This is a genomic window from Lelliottia nimipressuralis (assembly GCF_004115925.1).
GTDB lineage: Bacteria > Pseudomonadota > Gammaproteobacteria > Enterobacterales > Enterobacteriaceae > Enterobacter > Enterobacter nimipressuralis.
Genome location: NZ_SDDX01000021.1, coordinates 54678 through 72681, shown reverse-complemented (window position 1 = coordinate 72681; position 18004 = coordinate 54678). Strand labels below are relative to the sequence as shown.

Sequence of the window (18004 nt, the reverse complement as noted above, 5' to 3'; positions counted from 1 at the left end):
TGATTCTGGAAGATTGCCGCGCAAACAGCTGGAGCCTGCGCCCGTGCTGCATGGTTCTGGCGTATCGCATCGCCCATTTCTGCTCCGTCTGGCGCAAGAAGAATGTGCTCAATAACCTGTGGGCAGCGCCGGTTCTGGTGCTGTACCGCATCATCACTGAATGCCTGTTTGGCTATGAAATCCAGGCGGCGGCCACCATCGGACGACGTTTTACCATTCACCACGGCTACGCCATCGTTATCAATAAATTCGTGGTCGCGGGTGATGATTTCACCGTTCGCCACGGCGTCACTATCGGTAACCGTGGCCCGGACAGCCTGGCCTGCCCGGTGATTGGCAACAACGTCGAGCTGGGGGCCAATGTGGTGATGATTGGTGAGATTACCGTTGGCAACAACGTCACCGTTGGCGCGGGGAGCGTGGTGCTGGACAGCATCCCGGATAACGCGCTGGTGGTGGGTGAAAAAGCCCGCGTGAAGGTGTTGAAATGAATATTCTGCAATTTAACGTCCGTCTTGCCGAAGGCGGGGCGGCCGGTGTGGCGCTGGATCTGCATCAGCGTGCGCTGCAAAAAGGGTTCAAGTCCCGCTTTGTGTATGGCTACGGCAAGGGCGGTAAAAAAAGCGTCAGCCACGATAGCTATCCGCACGTCCTTAAGCAGACCCCGCGTCTGACATCGGTGGCAAACATCGCGCTGTTTCGTCTGTTCAACCGCGATCTGTTCGGCAATCTGAATAACCTCTACCGCACCGTGACACGTACTCCCGGCCCGGTGGTTCTGCATTTCCACGTTATGCACAGCTACTGGCTGAAACTCGAAGAGGTGGTTGCCTTTTGTGAAAACGTGCAGGCGCACAAGCCGGACACCACGTTTGTCTGGACCCTGCACGATCACTGGAGCGTTACCGGACGCTGCGCGTTCACCGATGGCTGCGAAGGCTGGAAAACGAACTGCCAGAAATGCCCGACGCTCAGCAACTATCCGCCGGTGAAAGTGGATCGCGCGCACCAGCTGGTGGCGGGAAAACGTCAGCTGTTCCGCGATATGATGGCCCTCGGCTGCCACTTTATCTCCCCGAGCCAGCACGTAGCGGATGCCTTTAACAGCCTGTATGGCGTCGGGCGCTGCAAAATTATTAATAACGGCATTGATGTGGCGACCGAAGACATTCTGGCGGAACTCACACCGGTTGCAGTGACGCCGGGTAAGCCGAAAATTGCGGTGGTTGCGCACGATCTGCGCTACGACGGCAAAACCAATCAACAGCTGGTGCGCGACATGATGGCGCTCGGCGACAAAATTGAGCTGCACACCTTCGGCAAATTCTCGCCGTTTGAAGGGCCGAACGTGATTAATCACGGCTTTGAAACGGATAAACGCAAGCTGATGAGCGCCCTGAACGGCATGGACGCGCTGGTGTTTAGCTCTCGCGTGGACAACTACCCGCTAATTCTGTGCGAAGCGCTCTCCATCGGCGTGCCGGTGATCGCCACCCACAGCGACGCCGCGCGCGAAGTGCTGGAGAAATCAGGCGGCAAAACCTTCAGCGAGCACGAGGTGTTGCCGCTGGTACAACGACCAAAAGCCGAGATCGCGCAGGCTGTTTTTAACACCAGCCTGGAATCGTTCCGCAACCGCAGCCGCAAGGCTTACAGCGGTGAACAGATGCTGGAGGAGTATGTCTCGTTCTATCAGAATCTGTAGCTACCTGCTGTTACCGCTGATCTATCTGCTGGTTAACGTCAAAATTGCCCAGTTGGGCGAAAGCTTCCCGATCACCATCGTGACTTTCTTACCGCTTTTGTTGCTGCTCTATGTCGACAAAATTAGCGTGAAGAAACTGATGATTGCCCTGGGGCTGGGGTTTGGCTTAACGGCATTTAACTACATCTTTGGTCAGTCGCTGGATGCCAGCAAGTACGTCACCTCCACCATGTTATTTGTCTATATCGTCATTATTATTGGTATGGTGTGGAGTATTAGGTTTAAAACTATTTCGCCGCACAATTATCGGAAAATCCTTAGGTTCTTTTATATTGCCGTTGCGTTCATTGTTATGCTTGCCGCTATGGAAATGGCGCAAATTATTTTGACCGGCGGCAGTAGCCTGATGGAGATGATTTCGAAATATCTGATTTACAGTAATAGCTATGTTCTGAACTTCATTAAATTTGGTGGCAAACGCACCACCGCGCTTTATTTTGAACCGGCGTTTTTTGCTCTGGCACTAATCTCAATTTGGCTCAGCATCAAACAGTTTGGTATCAAAACCCCTAAGACCGATGCTATGATTCTTGCAGGGATTGTTCTGTCAGGCTCTTTCTCTGGGGTAATGACATTTATCTTGTTTTACCTGCTGGAGTGGGCCTTTCAGTACCTGAATAAAGACGCGATTAAGAAAAAACTACCCCTGGCTATCATTTCATTAGCCGTATTTTTAGTGGGTATTGTTTTTGCATTCCCCTACATCGCCACGCGTCTCGGTGATTTAGGTACGGAAGGTTCGTCATCATATTATCGTATCATTGGGCCACTGGTGATGGTGGGGTATTCATTAACCCATATTGATGGCGTAGTCAGATTTGGCTCACTTTACGAATATGTTGCATCATTCGGAATCTTTAACGGTGCGGATGTCGGTAAAACCATAGACAATGGGCTGTATCTGTTAATTATTTACTTTTCCTGGTTCGCCGTACTGTTAACAGCATGGTACCTGTTTAAAGTGTTCAAAATGATGATTAACGCGTTTGGTGATAATCAGAATTTCCGTGTGCAGCTTTATCTTTTTACGCCGGTGTCGCTGTTTTTTACCGGGTCAATATTTAGCCCGGAATATGCATTCTTAATTGTCTGCCCGTTTATTCTGCGCAAAGCGCTTAATATTACGAACGTATGACGAAACGAGGTGGTTTATGTTTCTTAGCGTCATTACAGTCGCTTTTCGCAATCACGAAGGGGTCGTCAAAACCTGGCGCTCGCTGCGCAATCTGGCCCGCGATCCTAGCCTCACGTTTGAATGGATTGTGGTCGATGGCGGCTCTGACGATGGCACCGCGGAGTTTCTGGAAAAACTCAACGGTGAGTTCAACTTACGTTACATCAGCGAGAAAGATAAAGGCATTTACGATGCGATGAATAAAGGCATCGACATGGCGCAAGGGCGCTATGCGATCTTCCTCAATTCCGGTGATGTTTTCCACGACGATGTGGCGCTGTTTGCCCGGCAGCTGTCGCGCCAGAAAGAAGAAGCGATGTTTATCGGTGATGCACTACTCGATTTCGGCGATGGCACTAAAATTCGTCGTAGCGCCAAAAGCGGCTGGTATATCTACACAGTTTGCCTGCCAGTCATCAGGCGATTTTCTTCCCGACGGCAGGCCTGAAAAACCACCCGTACGATTTGCAATATAAAGTGTCATCTGATTATGCACTCGCCGCCAGTTTGTATAAATCAGGCTATCCGTTCCGTCGAATTAAAGGGCTGGTATCAGAATTCTCGATGGGGGGTGTGTCAACCTCGAATAATCTGGAATTGTGCCAGGATGCTAAAAAAGTCCAGCGCAACATATTGCGCGTACCGGGCTTCTGGGCGGAATTATCCTATTTATTACGTCTGAAAACGACGGGCAAAACGAAAGCCTTATATAACAAAGCCTGAATATAAGGAAAGGTGATGCAGGATCTCAGTGGTTTTACCGTCCCGAAAGGTTTTCGCGGTGGAAATGGAATAAAAGTGCAGCTGTGGTGGGCGGTACAGGCAACATTATTTGCCTGGTCACCGCAGGTGCTGTATCGCTGGCGAGCCTTTTTGTTGCGTTTATTTGGCGCAAAAATTGGCAAAAATGTGGTTATTCGCCCGTCCGTGAAAATTACCTATCCATGGAAATTAACCCTCGGTGATTACGCCTGGGTGGGTGATGACGCGGTGTTATATACCCTGGGCGATATTACGATTGGCGCCCACTCTGTGGTGTCACAAAAGTGTTATTTGTGTACCGGCAGTCACGATTTTATGAGTCAGCATTTCGATATTAACGCCACGCCTATTGTGATTGGCGAAAAATGCTGGCTGGCGACAGATGTTTTTGTTGCACCTGGTGTTTCTGTTGGCGATGGCACCGTTATTGGCGCCCGCAGCAGCGTTTTTAAATCGCTACCGGCAAATAAGATTTGCCGTGGCAACCCCGCAGTGGTGATACGCGAACGCGTTGAAACTGATTAAATTCGATAAGTAGAGGAATATAAACATGTCTAAAGTCGCTCTCATCACCGGCGTTACCGGGCAGGATGGTTCTTATCTGGCGGAGTTTCTGCTGGAGAAAGGGTATGAAGTTCACGGCATTAAACGCCGCGCTTCTTCGTTCAACACCGAGCGTGTGGACCACATCTATCAGGATCCGCATGCTGCAAACCCGAAATTCCATCTGCATTACGGCGACCTGACCGACAGCTCCAACCTGACCCGTATCCTGCAGGAAGTGCAGCCGGATGAAGTGTACAACCTGGGCGCAATGAGCCACGTGGCTGTCTCCTTCGAATCCCCGGAATACACCGCAGACGTCGATGGAATGGGCACGCTGCGCCTGCTGGAAGCCATCCGCTTCCTGGGTCTGGAAAAGAAAACCCGTTTCTACCAGGCATCCACCTCTGAGCTGTACGGCCTGGTGCAGGAAATTCCACAGAAAGAGACCACGCCGTTCTACCCGCGCTCTCCTTACGCTGTCGCCAAACTCTACGCTTACTGGATCACCGTGAACTACCGCGAATCCTACGGCATGTACGCCTGTAACGGCATTCTGTTCAACCACGAATCCCCACGCCGTGGCGAAACCTTCGTGACCCGTAAAATCACCCGTGCGATCGCTAACATCGCGCAGGGCCTGGAATCCTGCCTGCATCTCGGCAACATGGACTCCCTGCGTGACTGGGGCCATGCGAAAGACTACGTGAAAATGCAGTGGATGATGCTGCAGCAGGACAAACCGGAAGATTTCGTGATTGCCACCGGCGTGCAGTACTCCGTGCGTCAGTTCGTTGAAATGGCAGCCGCACAGCTCGGTATCAAACTGCGCTTTGAAGGCACCGGCGTTGAAGAGCGTGGTGTGGTGGTTTCTGTGACCGGTCACGATGCACCGGGCGTGAAACCGGGCGATGTGATTGTTCAGGTTGACCCGCGTTACTTCCGTCCTGCGGAAGTGGAAACCCTGCTCGGCGACCCAACCAAAGCGCACGAAAAACTGGGCTGGAAACCGGAAATCACTCTGCAGGAGATGGTCTCTGAAATGGTTGCCCACGATCTCGAAGCAGCGAAAAAACACTCCCTGCTGAAGTCCCATGGCTACGAGGTTGCCATCGCGCTGGAGTCCTGAGTCATGACCAAACAACGTATTTTTGTCGCTGGTCATCGTGGAATGGTGGGATCGGCCATCGTTCGCCAGCTGGAACAGCGTGGCGATGCAGAGCTGATTCTTCGCACCCGCGACGAGCTGAACCTGCTGGACAGCCAGGCGGTGCAGCAGTTCTTTGCTAACGAACGCATTGACCAGGTGTATCTGGCGGCGGCGAAAGTGGGCGGCATTGTCGCCAACAACAGCTACCCGGCGGATTTCATCTACGAAAACATGATGATCGAGAGCAACATCATTCACGCGGCGCATCTGCACAACGTGAATAAGCTGTTGTTCCTCGGCTCATCCTGTATCTACCCGAAGCTGGCCAAACAGCCGATCGCTGAGAGCGAGCTACTGCAGGGCACGCTGGAAGCGACGAACGAGCCGTATGCTATCGCCAAGATTGCCGGGATCAAACTGTGCGAGTCCTATAACCGCCAGTATGACCGCGACTATCGCTCGGTGATGCCAACCAATCTGTACGGGCCGCACGATAACTTCCACCCGAGTAACTCGCACGTGATCCCGGCGCTGCTGCGCCGCTTCCACGAAGCGACCGCCGCCAAAACGCCTGATGTGGTGGTGTGGGGCAGCGGGACGCCGATGCGCGAATTCCTGCATGTGGATGACATGGCTGCCGCCAGCATTCACGTGATGGAACTGGATCGCGAGGTGTGGGCTGAGAACACCCAGCCGATGCTGTCGCACATCAACGTCGGCACCGGCGTGGATTGCACCATTCGCGAACTGGCGCAGACCATTGCCCAGGTGGTGGGTTACAAAGGCCGCGTGGTTTTCGACGCCACTAAGCCCGACGGCACACCGCGTAAATTGCTGGACGTGACGCGTCTGCACCAGCTCGGCTGGTATCACGAAGTGTCTCTCGAACAGGGACTGGCCAGTACGTACCAGTGGTTCCTGGAAAACCAGCATCGCTTCCGGGGGTAATCATGTTTTTAAGTCAGGAAGATTTTGCCACGGTAGTCCGCTCCACTCCGCTGATCTCCATCGATTTGATCGTGGAGAACGAACGCGGTGAGTTTCTGCTCGGTAAACGCACCAATCGCCCGGCACAAGGGTTCTGGTTTGTTCCGGGAGGACGCGTGCAAAAGGATGAGACGTTAGACACTGCGTTTGAACGTCTCACCCTGGCGGAGCTGGGGCTGCGTCTGCCGATGGCGGCGGGCCAGTTTTACGGGGTTTGGCAGCACTTCTATGACGATAACTTTTCCGGCACCGGTTTTAGCACCCATTACGTGGTGCTCGGTTTTCGCCTGAAGGTGAGTGAGGCAGACCTGCGTCTGCCTGATTCTCAGCACGACGATTACCGCTGGCTGGAACAGGCCGCACTGCTGGCCAGTGACAACGTTCACGACAACAGTCGCGCCTACTTCCTGGCGGAACGTCAGGCTGAGGTGCCGGGACTATGAAGATTTTGGTCTACGGCATCAACTACTCGCCGGAGCTAACCGGTATCGGTAAGTACACCGGTGAGATGGTCGAATGGATGACCCGTCAGGGTCACGAGGTGCGGGTCATTACGGCCCCGCCTTACTACCCGGAATGGAAAGTCGGCGAGCGCTACTCCAGCTGGCGCTATCGCCGCGAGCAGGGGGACGCGACCGTCTGGCGCTGCCCGCTGTATGTGCCGAAACAGCCCTCGACGCTTAAACGCCTGCTGCATTTGGGAAGCTTTGCTCTGAGCAGTTTCTTCCCGCTGATGGCCCAGCGTCGCTGGAAGCCGGACCGCATTATTGGCGTGGTGCCAACGCTGTTTTGCACGCCAGGCATGCGCCTGCTGGGCAAACTCTCTGGCGCACGCACCCTGCTGCACATTCAGGATTATGAAGTCGACGCGATGCTCGGCCTCGGTATGGCCGGGAAAGGTAAAGGCGGGAAAGTCGCGAAACTGGCCAGCGCCTTTGAGCGCAGCGGCCTGCATAACGTCGATTACGTCTCAACCATCTCGCGCTCGATGATGAACAAAGCGCAGGAGAAGGGCGTCCCGGCGCAGAAAGTGATCTTTTTCCCAAACTGGTCCGAAGTGGCGCGTTTTCGCGATGTAACGGAGAGCGATGCGCTGGCCTTACGCACCCAGCTTGGTCTGCCTTCTGATCAAAAAATCATTCTTTACTCAGGCAACATCGGGGAAAAACAGGGGCTGGAAAGCGTTATCGACGCCGCGCAGCAGCTTCGCAATTACCCGTGGATGTTTGTGATTGTCGGGCAGGGCGGTGGCAAAGCCCGGCTTGAGAAAATGGTCAGCGAACGCGGCCTGAACAATGTGAAATTTTTCCCGCTTCAGTCTTATGAGGCGCTGCCAGCCCTGCTGAAGATGGGCGACTGCCACCTGGTCGTGCAAAAGCGCGGCGCCGCAGATGCGGTTCTGCCCTCCAAGCTGACCAACATTTTGGCCGTCGGCGGCAATGCGGTGATCACCGCCGAGCCGGAAACCGAGTTAGGCCAGCTGTGCGACAGCTATCCGGGGATCGCCGTTTGCGTTGAGCCGGAGTCGGTAACGGCGCTGGTCGCCGGAATTGAACAGGCTCTCGCGATGCCAAAAGAGAACACGGTGGCACGTGATTATGCCGAACGCACGCTCGAAAAAGAGAACGTGCTTAGCCAATTTATTGCAGATATACGGGGATGAATAATGAGTCAGAATAAATTGTACCCGGTCGTGATGGCGGGTGGCTCCGGTAGTCGGTTGTGGCCGCTGTCCCGCGTGCTCTATCCCAAGCAGTTCCTCTGCCTGAAAGGGGAACTCACCATGCTGCAAACGACGGTGTCTCGTCTGAACGGCGTGGAGTGCGAAAGTCCGGTGGTGATTTGCAACGAGCAGCACCGCTTTATTGTCGCCGAACAGCTGCGTCAGCTGAATAAGCTGACGGAAAACATCATTCTGGAACCGGCAGGCCGTAATACCGCCCCGGCGATCGCCCTGGCGGCACTGGCCGCGCGACGCAGCAGCCCGGATTGCGATCCGCTGATGCTGGTGCTGGCAGCTGACCATGTGATTCAGCAGGAAGACGCCTTCCGTAACGCGGTGCGCGCCGCCATTCCTTACGCCGAAAGCGGCAAACTGGTGACCTTCGGCATCGTGCCGGATCTCCCGGAAACCGGCTACGGCTATATCCGTCGCGGCGATGTAACGACCGGAGAAGGCGACAGCGTGGCCTTTAACGTGGCGCAGTTTGTCGAAAAACCGAATCTGGAAACCGCTCAGGCCTATGTCGGCAGCGGCGAATACTACTGGAACAGCGGGATGTTCCTGTTCCGCGCCGGGCGTTATCTGGAAGAGCTGGAAAAATATCGCCCGGATATTCTCCGCGCCTGCGAAAAAGCGATGGCGGTGGTAGACCCGGATCTCGACTTCATCCGCGTGGATGAAGCGGCGTTCCTCGCCTGCCCGGAAGAGTCCGTGGACTACGCGGTAATGGAACGCACGGCGGACGCGGTGGTGGTGCCGATGGATGCGGGCTGGAGCGATGTCGGCTCCTGGTCCTCTCTGTGGGAAATCAGCGCCCATACGGCGGAAGGCAACGTCCATCATGGCGATGTTATCAGCCATAAAACCGAAAACAGCTATGTCTATGCGGAATCCGGCCTGGTCACCACGGTCGGCGTCAAAGATCTGGTGGTGGTACAGACCAAAGACGCGGTGCTGATTGCCGACCGAAACTCCGTCCAGGACGTCAAAAAAGTCGTTGAGCAGATTAAAGCTGATGGCCGTCATGAGCATCACATTCACCGCGAAGTGTACCGTCCGTGGGGCAAATATGACTCCATCGACGCGGGCGATCGCTATCAGGTGAAGCGTATTACCGTCAAACCGGGCGAGGGGCTTTCTGTGCAGATGCATCATCATCGCGCCGAACACTGGGTGGTGGTCGCGGGGACGGCGAAAGTCACCATTGATGGTGAGATCAAACTGCTTGGCGAAAACGAATCTATCTATATTCCGCTGGGCGCGACGCACTGTCTGGAAAACCCAGGGAAAATTCCTCTCGATCTGATCGAAGTGCGATCCGGCTCCTATCTGGAAGAGGACGATATTGTCCGGTTCCAGGATCGGTACGGGCGGGTTTAGCACCGGTTAAGAATGCCCGATGGCACTGCGCCATCCGGCTAATAACGACAACGATAATTTTTGGCCACTTTCTGGTCAGGGCCGACTGTTGCCTGAAGAAGGGTAAAAACATGAATAAGTTAACCTGTTTCAAAGCCTACGATATTCGCGGCAAATTGGGTGAAGAGCTGAATGAAGATATCGCGTGGCGCATTGGCCGCGCGTACGGCGAATACCTGAAACCGAAAACCATTGTGCTCGGCGGCGATGTGCGTCTCACCAGTGAAGCGCTGAAACTGGCGCTGGCGAAAGGGCTGCAGGACGCCGGTGTGGATGTGCTTGATATCGGCCTGTCTGGCACCGAAGAGATCTATTTCGCCACTTTCCACCTGGGCGTGGACGGCGGCATCGAAGTCACCGCCAGCCATAATCCGATGGATTACAACGGCATGAAGCTGGTGCGCGAAGGCGCGCGCCCGATCAGCGGCGACACTGGGCTTCGCGACGTGCAGCGTCTGGCGGAAGCCAACGACTTCCCGCCGGTGAACGACGCCGCGCGCGGCAGCTATCAGCAGATTGATTTGCGCAACGCGTATATCGACCATCTGCTGGGGTATATCAACGTGGCAAACCTCAAGCCGCTGAAGCTGGTGATTAACTCCGGCAACGGCGCGGCGGGTCCGGTGGTGGACGCCCTTGAAGCCCGTTTTAAGGCGCTGAACGTGCCGGTCACCTTTGTGAAAGTCCACAACACCCCGGATGGCAACTTCCCGAACGGGATCCCGAACCCGCTGCTGCCAGAGTGCCGCGACGATACCCGCAACGCGGTAATCGAGCACGGCGCGGATATGGGGATTGCCTTTGACGGCGATTTCGACCGCTGCTTCCTGTTCGATGAAAAAGGTCAGTTTATCGAGGGCTATTACATTGTCGGCCTGCTGGCTGAAGCCTTCCTTGAGAAAAACCCGGGGGCGAAAATCATTCACGACCCGCGTCTCTCCTGGAACACCGTCGATGTGGTCAGCGCTGCGGGCGGCACGCCGGTGATGTCGAAGACCGGTCACGCGTTCATTAAAGAGCGCATGCGCGAAGAAGACGCCATTTATGGCGGCGAGATGAGCGCCCACCATTACTTCCGTGATTTTGCCTACTGCGACAGCGGGATGATCCCGTGGCTGCTGGTGACCGAGCTGCTGTGCCTCAAGGGGCAAACGCTGGGCGAACTGGTGCGCGACCGCATGGCGGCGTTCCCGGCGAGCGGCGAAATCAACAGCAAGCTGGAACAGCCTGCCGAGTCTATCGCCCGCGTCGAGCAGCATTTTGCTCTGCACGCCCTCGAAATCGACCGTACGGACGGGATCAGCATGTCGTTCCCGCAGTGGCGCTTTAATTTGCGCTCGTCGAACACCGAGCCGGTGGTACGCCTGAACGTGGAGTCGCGTGCCGACGTTCCGCTGATGGAGGCACGAACGCAGGACATTCTGGCGCTGTTGAAACAGTGATCATTGCCCTCTCCCGATGGGAGAGGGAACCCGATAACAGGAACAACGATGACAAATCTAAAAAAGCGCGAGCGAGCCAAAACGAATGCATCGTTAATCTCTATGGTGCAGCGTTTTTCTGATATCACCATCATGTTCGGTGGGCTGTGGGTGGTGTGTCAGCTAAGCGACCTGTCGTTTTTATACATGCATCTGTTGATGGCGCTGCTGGCGCTGGTGGTCTTTCAGATGATCGGCGGGATGACCGATTTTTATCGCTCTTACCGTGGCGTCAAAATCACCACCGAGCTGATGTTACTTCTGCAAAACTGGACCTTAAGCCTGATTTTCAGCGCCGGGCTGGTGGCATTCAGCAGCGACTTTGATAACAGCCTGAAAACCTATCTTTGCTGGTACGCGTTAACCAGCGTCGGGATGGTGGTCTGCCGTTCCCTGATCCGCTTTATCGCAGGCTGGCTGCGTAACCGCGGCTATAACAAGCGTTACGTGGCGGTGGCCGGGGATTTACCCGTGGGTCAGGCGCTGCTGGACAGTTTTCGCAAAGAGCCGTGGCTGGGCTTCGACGTGGTGGGGGTGTATCACGATGCTAAACCGGGCGGCGTGACGTCGGACTGGGCGGGTAACTACGACCAGCTGATCGAAGATGCGCGCGCGGGCAAAATTCACAACGTCTATCTCGCCCTCAAAATGAGCGAAGAGTCCTGTATCAAACACCTGATGCGTGAGCTGGCCGACACCACCTGCTCGGTGATCCTGATCCCTGACGTGTTTACCTTCAACATTTTGCACTCGCGTATTGAAGAAGTGAACGGCGTGCCGGTGGTACCGCTGTATGACACGCCGCTCTCCGGGATCAACCGTCTGCTCAAGCGCGCAGAAGATATCGTGCTCTCCTCTTTGATTTTGCTGCTGATCTCCCCGGTGCTGTGCGGCATTGCGCTGGCGGTCAAAATCACCTCGCCAGGCCCGGTTATTTTCCGCCAGACCCGCTACGGGATGGACGGCAAGCCGATCATGGTATGGAAATTCCGCTCGATGAAGGTGATGGAAAACGACAGGGTCGTGACTCAGGCCACGCAGAACGATCCGCGCGTCACCCGCGTGGGCAACTTCCTGCGCCGCACGTCCCTCGACGAACTTCCGCAGTTTATCAACGTGCTGACCGGCGGAATGTCGATTGTCGGGCCACGTCCGCATGCGGTGGCGCATAACGAGCAGTATCGTGCGCTGATCGAGGGCTACATGCTGCGTCACAAAGTGAAGCCAGGCATTACCGGCTGGGCGCAAATCAACGGCTGGCGCGGCGAAACCGACACGCTGGAAAAAATGGAAAAACGCATTGAGTTCGACCTGGAATACATCCGCGAGTGGAGCGTCTGGTTCGATATCAAAATCGTGTTTCTGACCATCTTTAAGGGCTTTGTCAATAAAGCCGCGTATTAAGTGCCTGATGGAACAGGCTTAAAGGAGTGGTCATGAGTTTACGTGAAAAAACCATCAGCGGGGCCAAGTGGTCGGCGATGGCCACCATCATCATCATCGGCCTCGGGCTGGTGCAGATGACGGTGCTGGCGCGGATTATTGATAATCACCAGTTCGGCCTGCTGACGGTCTCGCTGGTGATTATCGCGCTGGCGGATACCCTGTCGGACTTCGGCATTGCCAACTCGATTATTCAGCGCAAAGAGATCAGTCATCTTGAACTCACGACGCTTTACTGGCTGAACGTTGGGCTGGGGATTGCGGTGTTTGTGGTGGTGTTTCTGCTGAGTGACGTTATCGGCGATGTGCTGAACAACCCGGATCTTGCGCCGCTTATCCGCACCCTGTCGTTTGCCTTTGTGGTGATCCCGCACGGTCAGCAGTTCCGCGCGCTGATGCAAAAAGAGCTGGAGTTCAACAAGATCGGCATGATCGAGACTACCTCGGTGCTGGCAGGTTTTACCTTCACCGTGGTCAGCGCCCATTTCTGGCCGCTGGCGATGACGGCGATCCTCGGGTATCTGGTCAATACGGCGGTGCGTACGCTGCTGTTCGGCTTCTTTGGCCGAAAGATTTACCGCCCCGGTTTTCACTTTTCGCTGGCGTCTGTCTCCTCCAATCTGCGTTTCGGCGCGTGGCTGACTGCCGACAGCATTATCAACTATGTGAATACCAATCTCTCCACGCTGGTGCTGGCGCGTATTCTCGGTGCCAGCGTCGCGGGTGGCTATAACCTGGCGTACAACGTGGCGGTTGTTCCGCCGATGAAACTCAATCCGATCATTACCCGCGTGCTGTTTCCGGCGTTCGCCAAAATTCAGGACGACACGGACAAGCTGCGCGTGAACTTCTACAAGCTGCTGTCGGTGGTGGGGATTATTAACTTCCCGGCGCTGCTCGGGCTGATGGTGGTCTCCAATAACTTTGTTCCGCTGGTGTTTGGCGAGAAGTGGAGCGGGATTATCCCGATCCTGCAGCTGTTGTGCGTGGTGGGCCTGCTGCGTTCCGTCGGTAACCCGATTGGTTCCCTGCTGATGGCCAAAGCGCGCGTCGATATCAGCTTCAAATTCAACGTCTTTAAAACGTTCCTGTTTATTCCGGCGATTATCGTCGGCGGCCACATGGCGGGCGCGATTGGCGTAACGCTTGGCTTCCTGCTGGTGCAGATAATCAACACCGTGCTGAGCTACTTCGTGATGATTAAACCGGTGCTCGGCTCCAGCTATCGCCAGTACATCCTGAGCCTGTGGCTGCCGTTTTATCTGTCGCTGCCGACGCTGGCTGTGAGTTACGGATTAGGGTTTGTGCTCAACGGACATCTGCCGCTGGGCGCGTTGCTGGCGGTGCAGATCGCCGCCGGTGCGCTGGCGTTTGTGGTGATGATTGTGCTGTCCCGTAATGCGCTGGTGGTTGAGATGAAGCGCCAGTTTTGTCGCAGCGAAAAAATGAAAACATTGCTTCGTGCAGGCTGATTTTTTTTAAGAGGTCATTATGAAATTATTGATTCTGGGCAACCATACCTGCGGCAACCGTGGCGACAGCGCCATTCTGCGCGGTCTGCTGGATGCCATTAACACACTCGAGCCTGAGACAGAAGTGGATGTGATGAGCCGCTATCCGGTGAGCTCGTCGTGGTTACTCAACCGCCCGGTGATGGGCGATCCGCTCTACAGCCAGATGAAACAGCACAATACCGCCGCAGGCGTTGTGGGCCGCGTGAAAAAAGTGCTGCGCCGCCGCTATCAGCATCAGGTGCTGCTGTCGCGTGTCACCGATACCGGCAAGCTGCGCAACATTGCTATCGCCCAGGGGTTTACCGATTTTGTGCGCCTGCTGTCGGGCTATGACGCCATTATTCAGGTTGGCGGGTCGTTCTTTGTCGATCTGTACGGCGTGCCGCAGTTCGAGCATGCGCTCTGCACCTTTATGGCGAAAAAGCCGCTGTTTATGATTGGCCACAGCGTCGGGCCATTCCAGGACCCGCAATTTAACCAGTTGGCGAACTATGTGTTTGGCCACTGCGATGCGCTGATCCTGCGCGAATCCGTGAGTCTGGATCTGATGAAGCGCAGCGAAATTGATACCTCAAAAGTTGAGCACGGGGTGGATACGGCCTGGCTTGTGGATCACCAGAACGATAACTTTGAGGCCAGCTATGCGGTCCAGCACTGGCTGAACGTGGCGGCGAAACAGAAAACTGTGGCTATTACCCTGCGTGAACTGGCGCCGTTCGATAAGCGTCTGGGCACCACTCAGGCGGCTTACGAGCAGGCGTTCGCCGACGTGGTGAATCGCGTGCTCGACAGCGGCTATCAGGTGCTGGCGCTCTCCACTTGTACCGGGATCGACAGCTACAACAAAGATGACCGGATGGTGGCGCTGAACCTGCGCAACCTCGTGAACGATCCGTCGCGCTACCACGTGGTGATGGATGAGCTTAACGATCTGGAGATGGGCAAGCTGCTTTCCGCCTGCGACCTGACGGTGGGCACACGCCTGCACTCTGCGATCATCTCCATGAACTTTGGCACGCCGGCTATCGCCATCAACTATGAACACAAATCGGCGGGCATTATGCAGCAGCTGGGCATGCCGGAGATGGCGGTGGATATTCGCCATCTGCTGGACGGTTCTCTGGGCGCGATGGTGGGCGATACGCTCGGTCAGCTTCCGGCAATCAATGAACGTCTGGCGCACGCGGTGAAAGCCGAGCGGGAAAACGGGATTAGCATGGTCAAATCCGTCCTCGATCGCATCGGGGAGGGCAAATGAAGGTTGGTTTCTTCTTGCTGAAATTCCCGCTCTCGTCGGAGACCTTTGTGCTGAACCAAATCACCGCGTTTATCGATATGGGATATGACGTGGAGATTGTCGCCCTGCAAAAGGGCGATACGCAGAATACCCATGCGGCCTGGACGCAGTATGATCTTGCGGCGAAAACCCGCTGGCTGCAGGATGAGCCACAGGGCCGCCTGGCGAAGCTGCGCTACCGTGCAGGCCAGACGCTGCGCGGGCTGCATCGCACATCAACCTGGCGGGCGCTCAACGTTTCCCGCTACGGCGCTGAAGCGCGCAACCTGATCCTCTCCTCGATTCGCGGGCAAACGGCCCGGCCATTTCGCGCTGATGTGTTTATCGCCCACTTTGGCCCGGCGGGCGTGACAGCGGCAAAACTGCGCGAGCTGGGGGTGATTGACGGCAAAATCGCGACCATTTTCCACGGGATCGACATCTCCAGTCATGAGGTGTTGAACCATTACACCGGTGAATATCAGCAGCTATTTCGTCGCGGCGACATGATGCTGCCAATCAGCGAACTCTGGGCCGGGCGGCTGAAAACCATGGGCTGTCCGTCCGATAAAATCACCGTGTCGCGGATGGGCGTGAACATGGAGCGCTTTACCCAGCGCCCGGTCAAGGTGCCGGGTAAACCGCTGCAAATTATCTCTGTGGCGCGTCTCACCGAGAAAAAAGGGCTGCACGTGGCGATTGAAGCCTGCCGTCAGCTCAGGGCGCGTGGAGTGGATTTTCACTATCGCATTCTCGGGATTGGCCCGTGGGAGCGCCGCTTGCGCACATTGATCGAGCAATACCAGCTGGAAGGTTTTGTTGAGATGCCGGGCTTTAAGCCGAGTCATGAAGTCAAAGCCATGCTCGACGACGCCGATGTGTTCCTGCTGCCGTCCGTGACCGGTGCGGATGGCGATATGGAGGGAATTCCTGTGGCCCTGATGGAGGCGATGGCGGTGGGTATTCCGGTGGTCTCCACCGTGCACAGCGGCATCCCGGAGCTGATCGAGCCTGGCCATTCCGGCTGGCTGGTGCCGGAAAATAACGCGGTCGCGCTTGCCGACAGGCTGGCCGCGTTCAGCGATATCGACCAGCAGGAGCTGGCGCCGGTGCTGCATAACGCGCGACAAAAAGTCGAAACCGAATTTAATCAGCAGGTAATAAATCGTCAGTTAGCGAGCCTGTTACAAACGCTATAAGCCGAGGTGGTATGCTGAAAAAAATAACCCGACGCAACTTTGTGACCGCCTGCTCGCTGCTGGCCGCGACGCCGTTGCTCACGTCACGTCTCGCACGCGCGGCGGGCAGCGGCACGGTCGATATCAGCCAGTACAATCGCAAGGACTGGATCGCTGCTTTTAAGCAGGCCTTTGTCGACGGCGATACGGTGGTGGTTCCGGCGGGACTCACCTGCGAGAACATCAACACCGGGATATTTATCCCCGATGGCAAGACCCTGCTGATTCGCGGGGCGCTCACCGGCAACGGGCGTGGGCGCTTTGTGTTACAGGAGGGCAGCAAGGTGATCGGCGAAGGGAAGGGCCGCACGGAAAACATCACCCTGGATGTGCGTGGCTCTGACTGCGTGATTCAGGGGCTGGCGATGAGCGGCTTTGGTCCGGTGACGCAGATTTACATCGGCGGTAAAAAACCGCGGGTGATGCGGAATTTGCTGATCGATAACATCAGCGTGTCGCAGGCCAACTACGCCATTCTGCGTCAGGGATTCCATAATCAGGTCGACGGCGCGCGGATCACGAACAGCCGTTTCAGCCATTTGCAGGGCGATGCGATCGAATGGAACGTTGCCATTAACGACCGCAATATCCTGATCTCCGACCATGTAATCGACAATATCAACTGTACCAACGGCAAGATTAACTGGGGCATCGGTATTGGCCTCGCCGGAAGTACCTACGATAACGACTACCCGGAAAAGCAGACCGTGAAGAACTTTGTGGTGGCGAACATTACGGGCAGTAACTGTCGGCAACTGGTGCATGTGGAAAACGGTAAGCACTTTATTATTCGTAATGTGAAAGCCAAAAACATCACCCCGGATTTCAGTAAAAAAGCCGGGATTGATAACGCCACGGTGGCGATTTATGGCTGCGATAACTTTGTCATCGATAATGTTGATATGGTCAACAGCGCCGGGATGCTCATCGGTTACGGGGTGGTTAAGGGCGATTACCTGTCGATTCCGCAAAACTTCAGGCTCAACAATATCCGCCTGGATAATCGACAGCTGGCATACAAACTGCGCGGCATACAGGTTTCATCGGGCAACGCGACCTCGTTTGTCGCCATCACCAACGTGCAGATGCAGCGCGCGACGCTGGAGTTGCACAACAAACCGCAGCACCTGTTTTTACGCAACATCAACGTGATGCAGCAGGCGACAGTCGGGCCCGCGCTGAAGATGAATTTTGACCTGCGCAAAGACGTGCGAGGCAAGTTTATGGCGAAAGATGAGACGCTGCTCTCACTGGCGAATATCCATGCGGTGAATGAAAAAGGGCAGAGTTCGGTGGATATCGACCGGGTGGATCAGCAGGTGGTGAATGTGGAGAGGCTGAATTTTTCACTTCCTCATAAGCAAAGATAACTTTTCTGCTGCATCAAAAATACCGTAGCCCCTAAGAATTTGTTACTGAAGTCACTCTTCTTAGGGGCTATAATCCGTGCCATTACTGTTTGAAGTTTATCTGGTCTACAGGCTGGCACCTCAGGGAATAGATGTATAAATGACCAGAGGACGCTCTAC

Annotated in this window: 15 protein-coding genes and 1 pseudogene; all 16 read left to right on the top strand. The window is 55.4% G+C overall.

Annotation, left to right across the window (positions count from 1 at the left end; translation table 11 throughout):
- Positions 1-2: 2 nt before the first annotated feature.
- The 16 genes and pseudogenes from wcaB (at position 3) to wcaM (ending at position 17845) form a co-directional block, all read left to right on the top strand.
- Positions 3-491, top strand: coding sequence for a colanic acid biosynthesis acetyltransferase WcaB (gene wcaB, locus ETG88_RS17615; protein WP_100780848.1), 489 nt, complete (start codon positions 3-5; stop codon positions 489-491).
- The gene (gene wcaC / locus ETG88_RS17610) at positions 488-1705 is read left to right on the top strand and encodes a colanic acid biosynthesis glycosyltransferase WcaC (protein ID WP_129035986.1); all 1218 of its coding nucleotides are present in this window, start codon (positions 488-490) and stop codon (positions 1703-1705) included. Before wcaB ends, wcaC begins: the two co-directional genes overlap by 4 nt.
- The gene (gene wcaD, locus ETG88_RS17605) at positions 1680-2900 is read left to right on the top strand and encodes a colanic acid polymerase WcaD (RefSeq protein WP_100779610.1); all 1221 of its coding nucleotides are present in this window, start codon (positions 1680-1682) and stop codon (positions 2898-2900) included. The genes wcaC and wcaD overlap by 26 nt, the downstream gene beginning before the upstream one ends.
- Positions 2901-2916: 16 nt before the next feature.
- Positions 2917-3662: pseudogene (gene wcaE, locus ETG88_RS17600) on the top strand (colanic acid biosynthesis glycosyltransferase WcaE).
- Positions 3663-3677: 15 nt separating this feature from the next.
- Positions 3678-4226: a colanic acid biosynthesis acetyltransferase WcaF gene (gene wcaF, locus ETG88_RS17595; RefSeq protein WP_102104095.1), complete on the top strand. Its 549-nt coding sequence runs from the start codon at positions 3678-3680 to the stop codon at positions 4224-4226.
- A gap of 25 nt (positions 4227-4251) precedes the next feature.
- Complete coding sequence (gmd, locus tag ETG88_RS17590) at positions 4252-5373, top strand: GDP-mannose 4,6-dehydratase (protein WP_100779613.1); 1122 nt, start codon at positions 4252-4254, stop codon at positions 5371-5373.
- Positions 5374-5376: 3 nt separating this feature from the next.
- Positions 5377-6342, top strand: coding sequence for a GDP-L-fucose synthase (gene fcl, locus ETG88_RS17585; RefSeq protein ID WP_129035985.1), 966 nt, complete (start codon positions 5377-5379; stop codon positions 6340-6342).
- Between the two features lie 2 nt (positions 6343-6344).
- Positions 6345-6824 (top strand): GDP-mannose mannosyl hydrolase, encoded by a 480-nt coding sequence (locus ETG88_RS17580; RefSeq protein ID WP_107703266.1) that lies wholly within the window; start codon positions 6345-6347, stop codon positions 6822-6824.
- Positions 6821-8044, top strand: a complete 1224-nt coding sequence (wcaI, locus tag ETG88_RS17575) for a colanic acid biosynthesis fucosyltransferase WcaI (protein WP_129035984.1) — start codon at positions 6821-6823, stop codon at positions 8042-8044. Before ETG88_RS17580 ends, wcaI begins: the two co-directional genes overlap by 4 nt.
- 3 nt (positions 8045-8047) lie before the next feature.
- Positions 8048-9484 (top strand): mannose-1-phosphate guanyltransferase, encoded by a 1437-nt coding sequence (gene cpsB / locus ETG88_RS17570; RefSeq protein WP_100779617.1) that lies wholly within the window; start codon positions 8048-8050, stop codon positions 9482-9484.
- A 110-nt stretch (positions 9485-9594) separates the two neighbouring features.
- Complete coding sequence (cpsG, locus tag ETG88_RS17565; protein WP_107703268.1) at positions 9595-10965, top strand: colanic acid biosynthesis phosphomannomutase CpsG; 1371 nt, start codon at positions 9595-9597, stop codon at positions 10963-10965.
- A gap of 48 nt (positions 10966-11013) precedes the next feature.
- Positions 11014-12408: an undecaprenyl-phosphate glucose phosphotransferase gene (gene wcaJ, locus ETG88_RS17560; protein WP_100779619.1), complete on the top strand. Its 1395-nt coding sequence runs from the start codon at positions 11014-11016 to the stop codon at positions 12406-12408.
- A 32-nt stretch (positions 12409-12440) separates the two neighbouring features.
- Entirely contained in the window at positions 12441-13919 is a 1479-nt protein-coding gene (gene wzxC / locus ETG88_RS17555) for a colanic acid undecaprenyl disphosphate flippase WzxC (protein ID WP_102104089.1), read from the top strand.
- 19 nt (positions 13920-13938) lie between these two features.
- The gene (gene wcaK, locus ETG88_RS17550) at positions 13939-15219 is read left to right on the top strand and encodes a colanic acid biosynthesis pyruvyl transferase WcaK (RefSeq protein WP_100779621.1); all 1281 of its coding nucleotides are present in this window, start codon (positions 13939-13941) and stop codon (positions 15217-15219) included.
- Positions 15216-16436, top strand: a complete 1221-nt coding sequence (gene wcaL, locus ETG88_RS17545; protein ID WP_123427439.1) for a colanic acid biosynthesis glycosyltransferase WcaL — start codon at positions 15216-15218, stop codon at positions 16434-16436. Before wcaK ends, wcaL begins: the two co-directional genes overlap by 4 nt.
- 11 nt (positions 16437-16447) lie before the next feature.
- Positions 16448-17845, top strand: coding sequence for a colanic acid biosynthesis protein WcaM (gene wcaM / locus ETG88_RS17540; protein ID WP_129035983.1), 1398 nt, complete (start codon positions 16448-16450; stop codon positions 17843-17845).
- Positions 17846-18004: the final 159 nt, after the last annotated feature.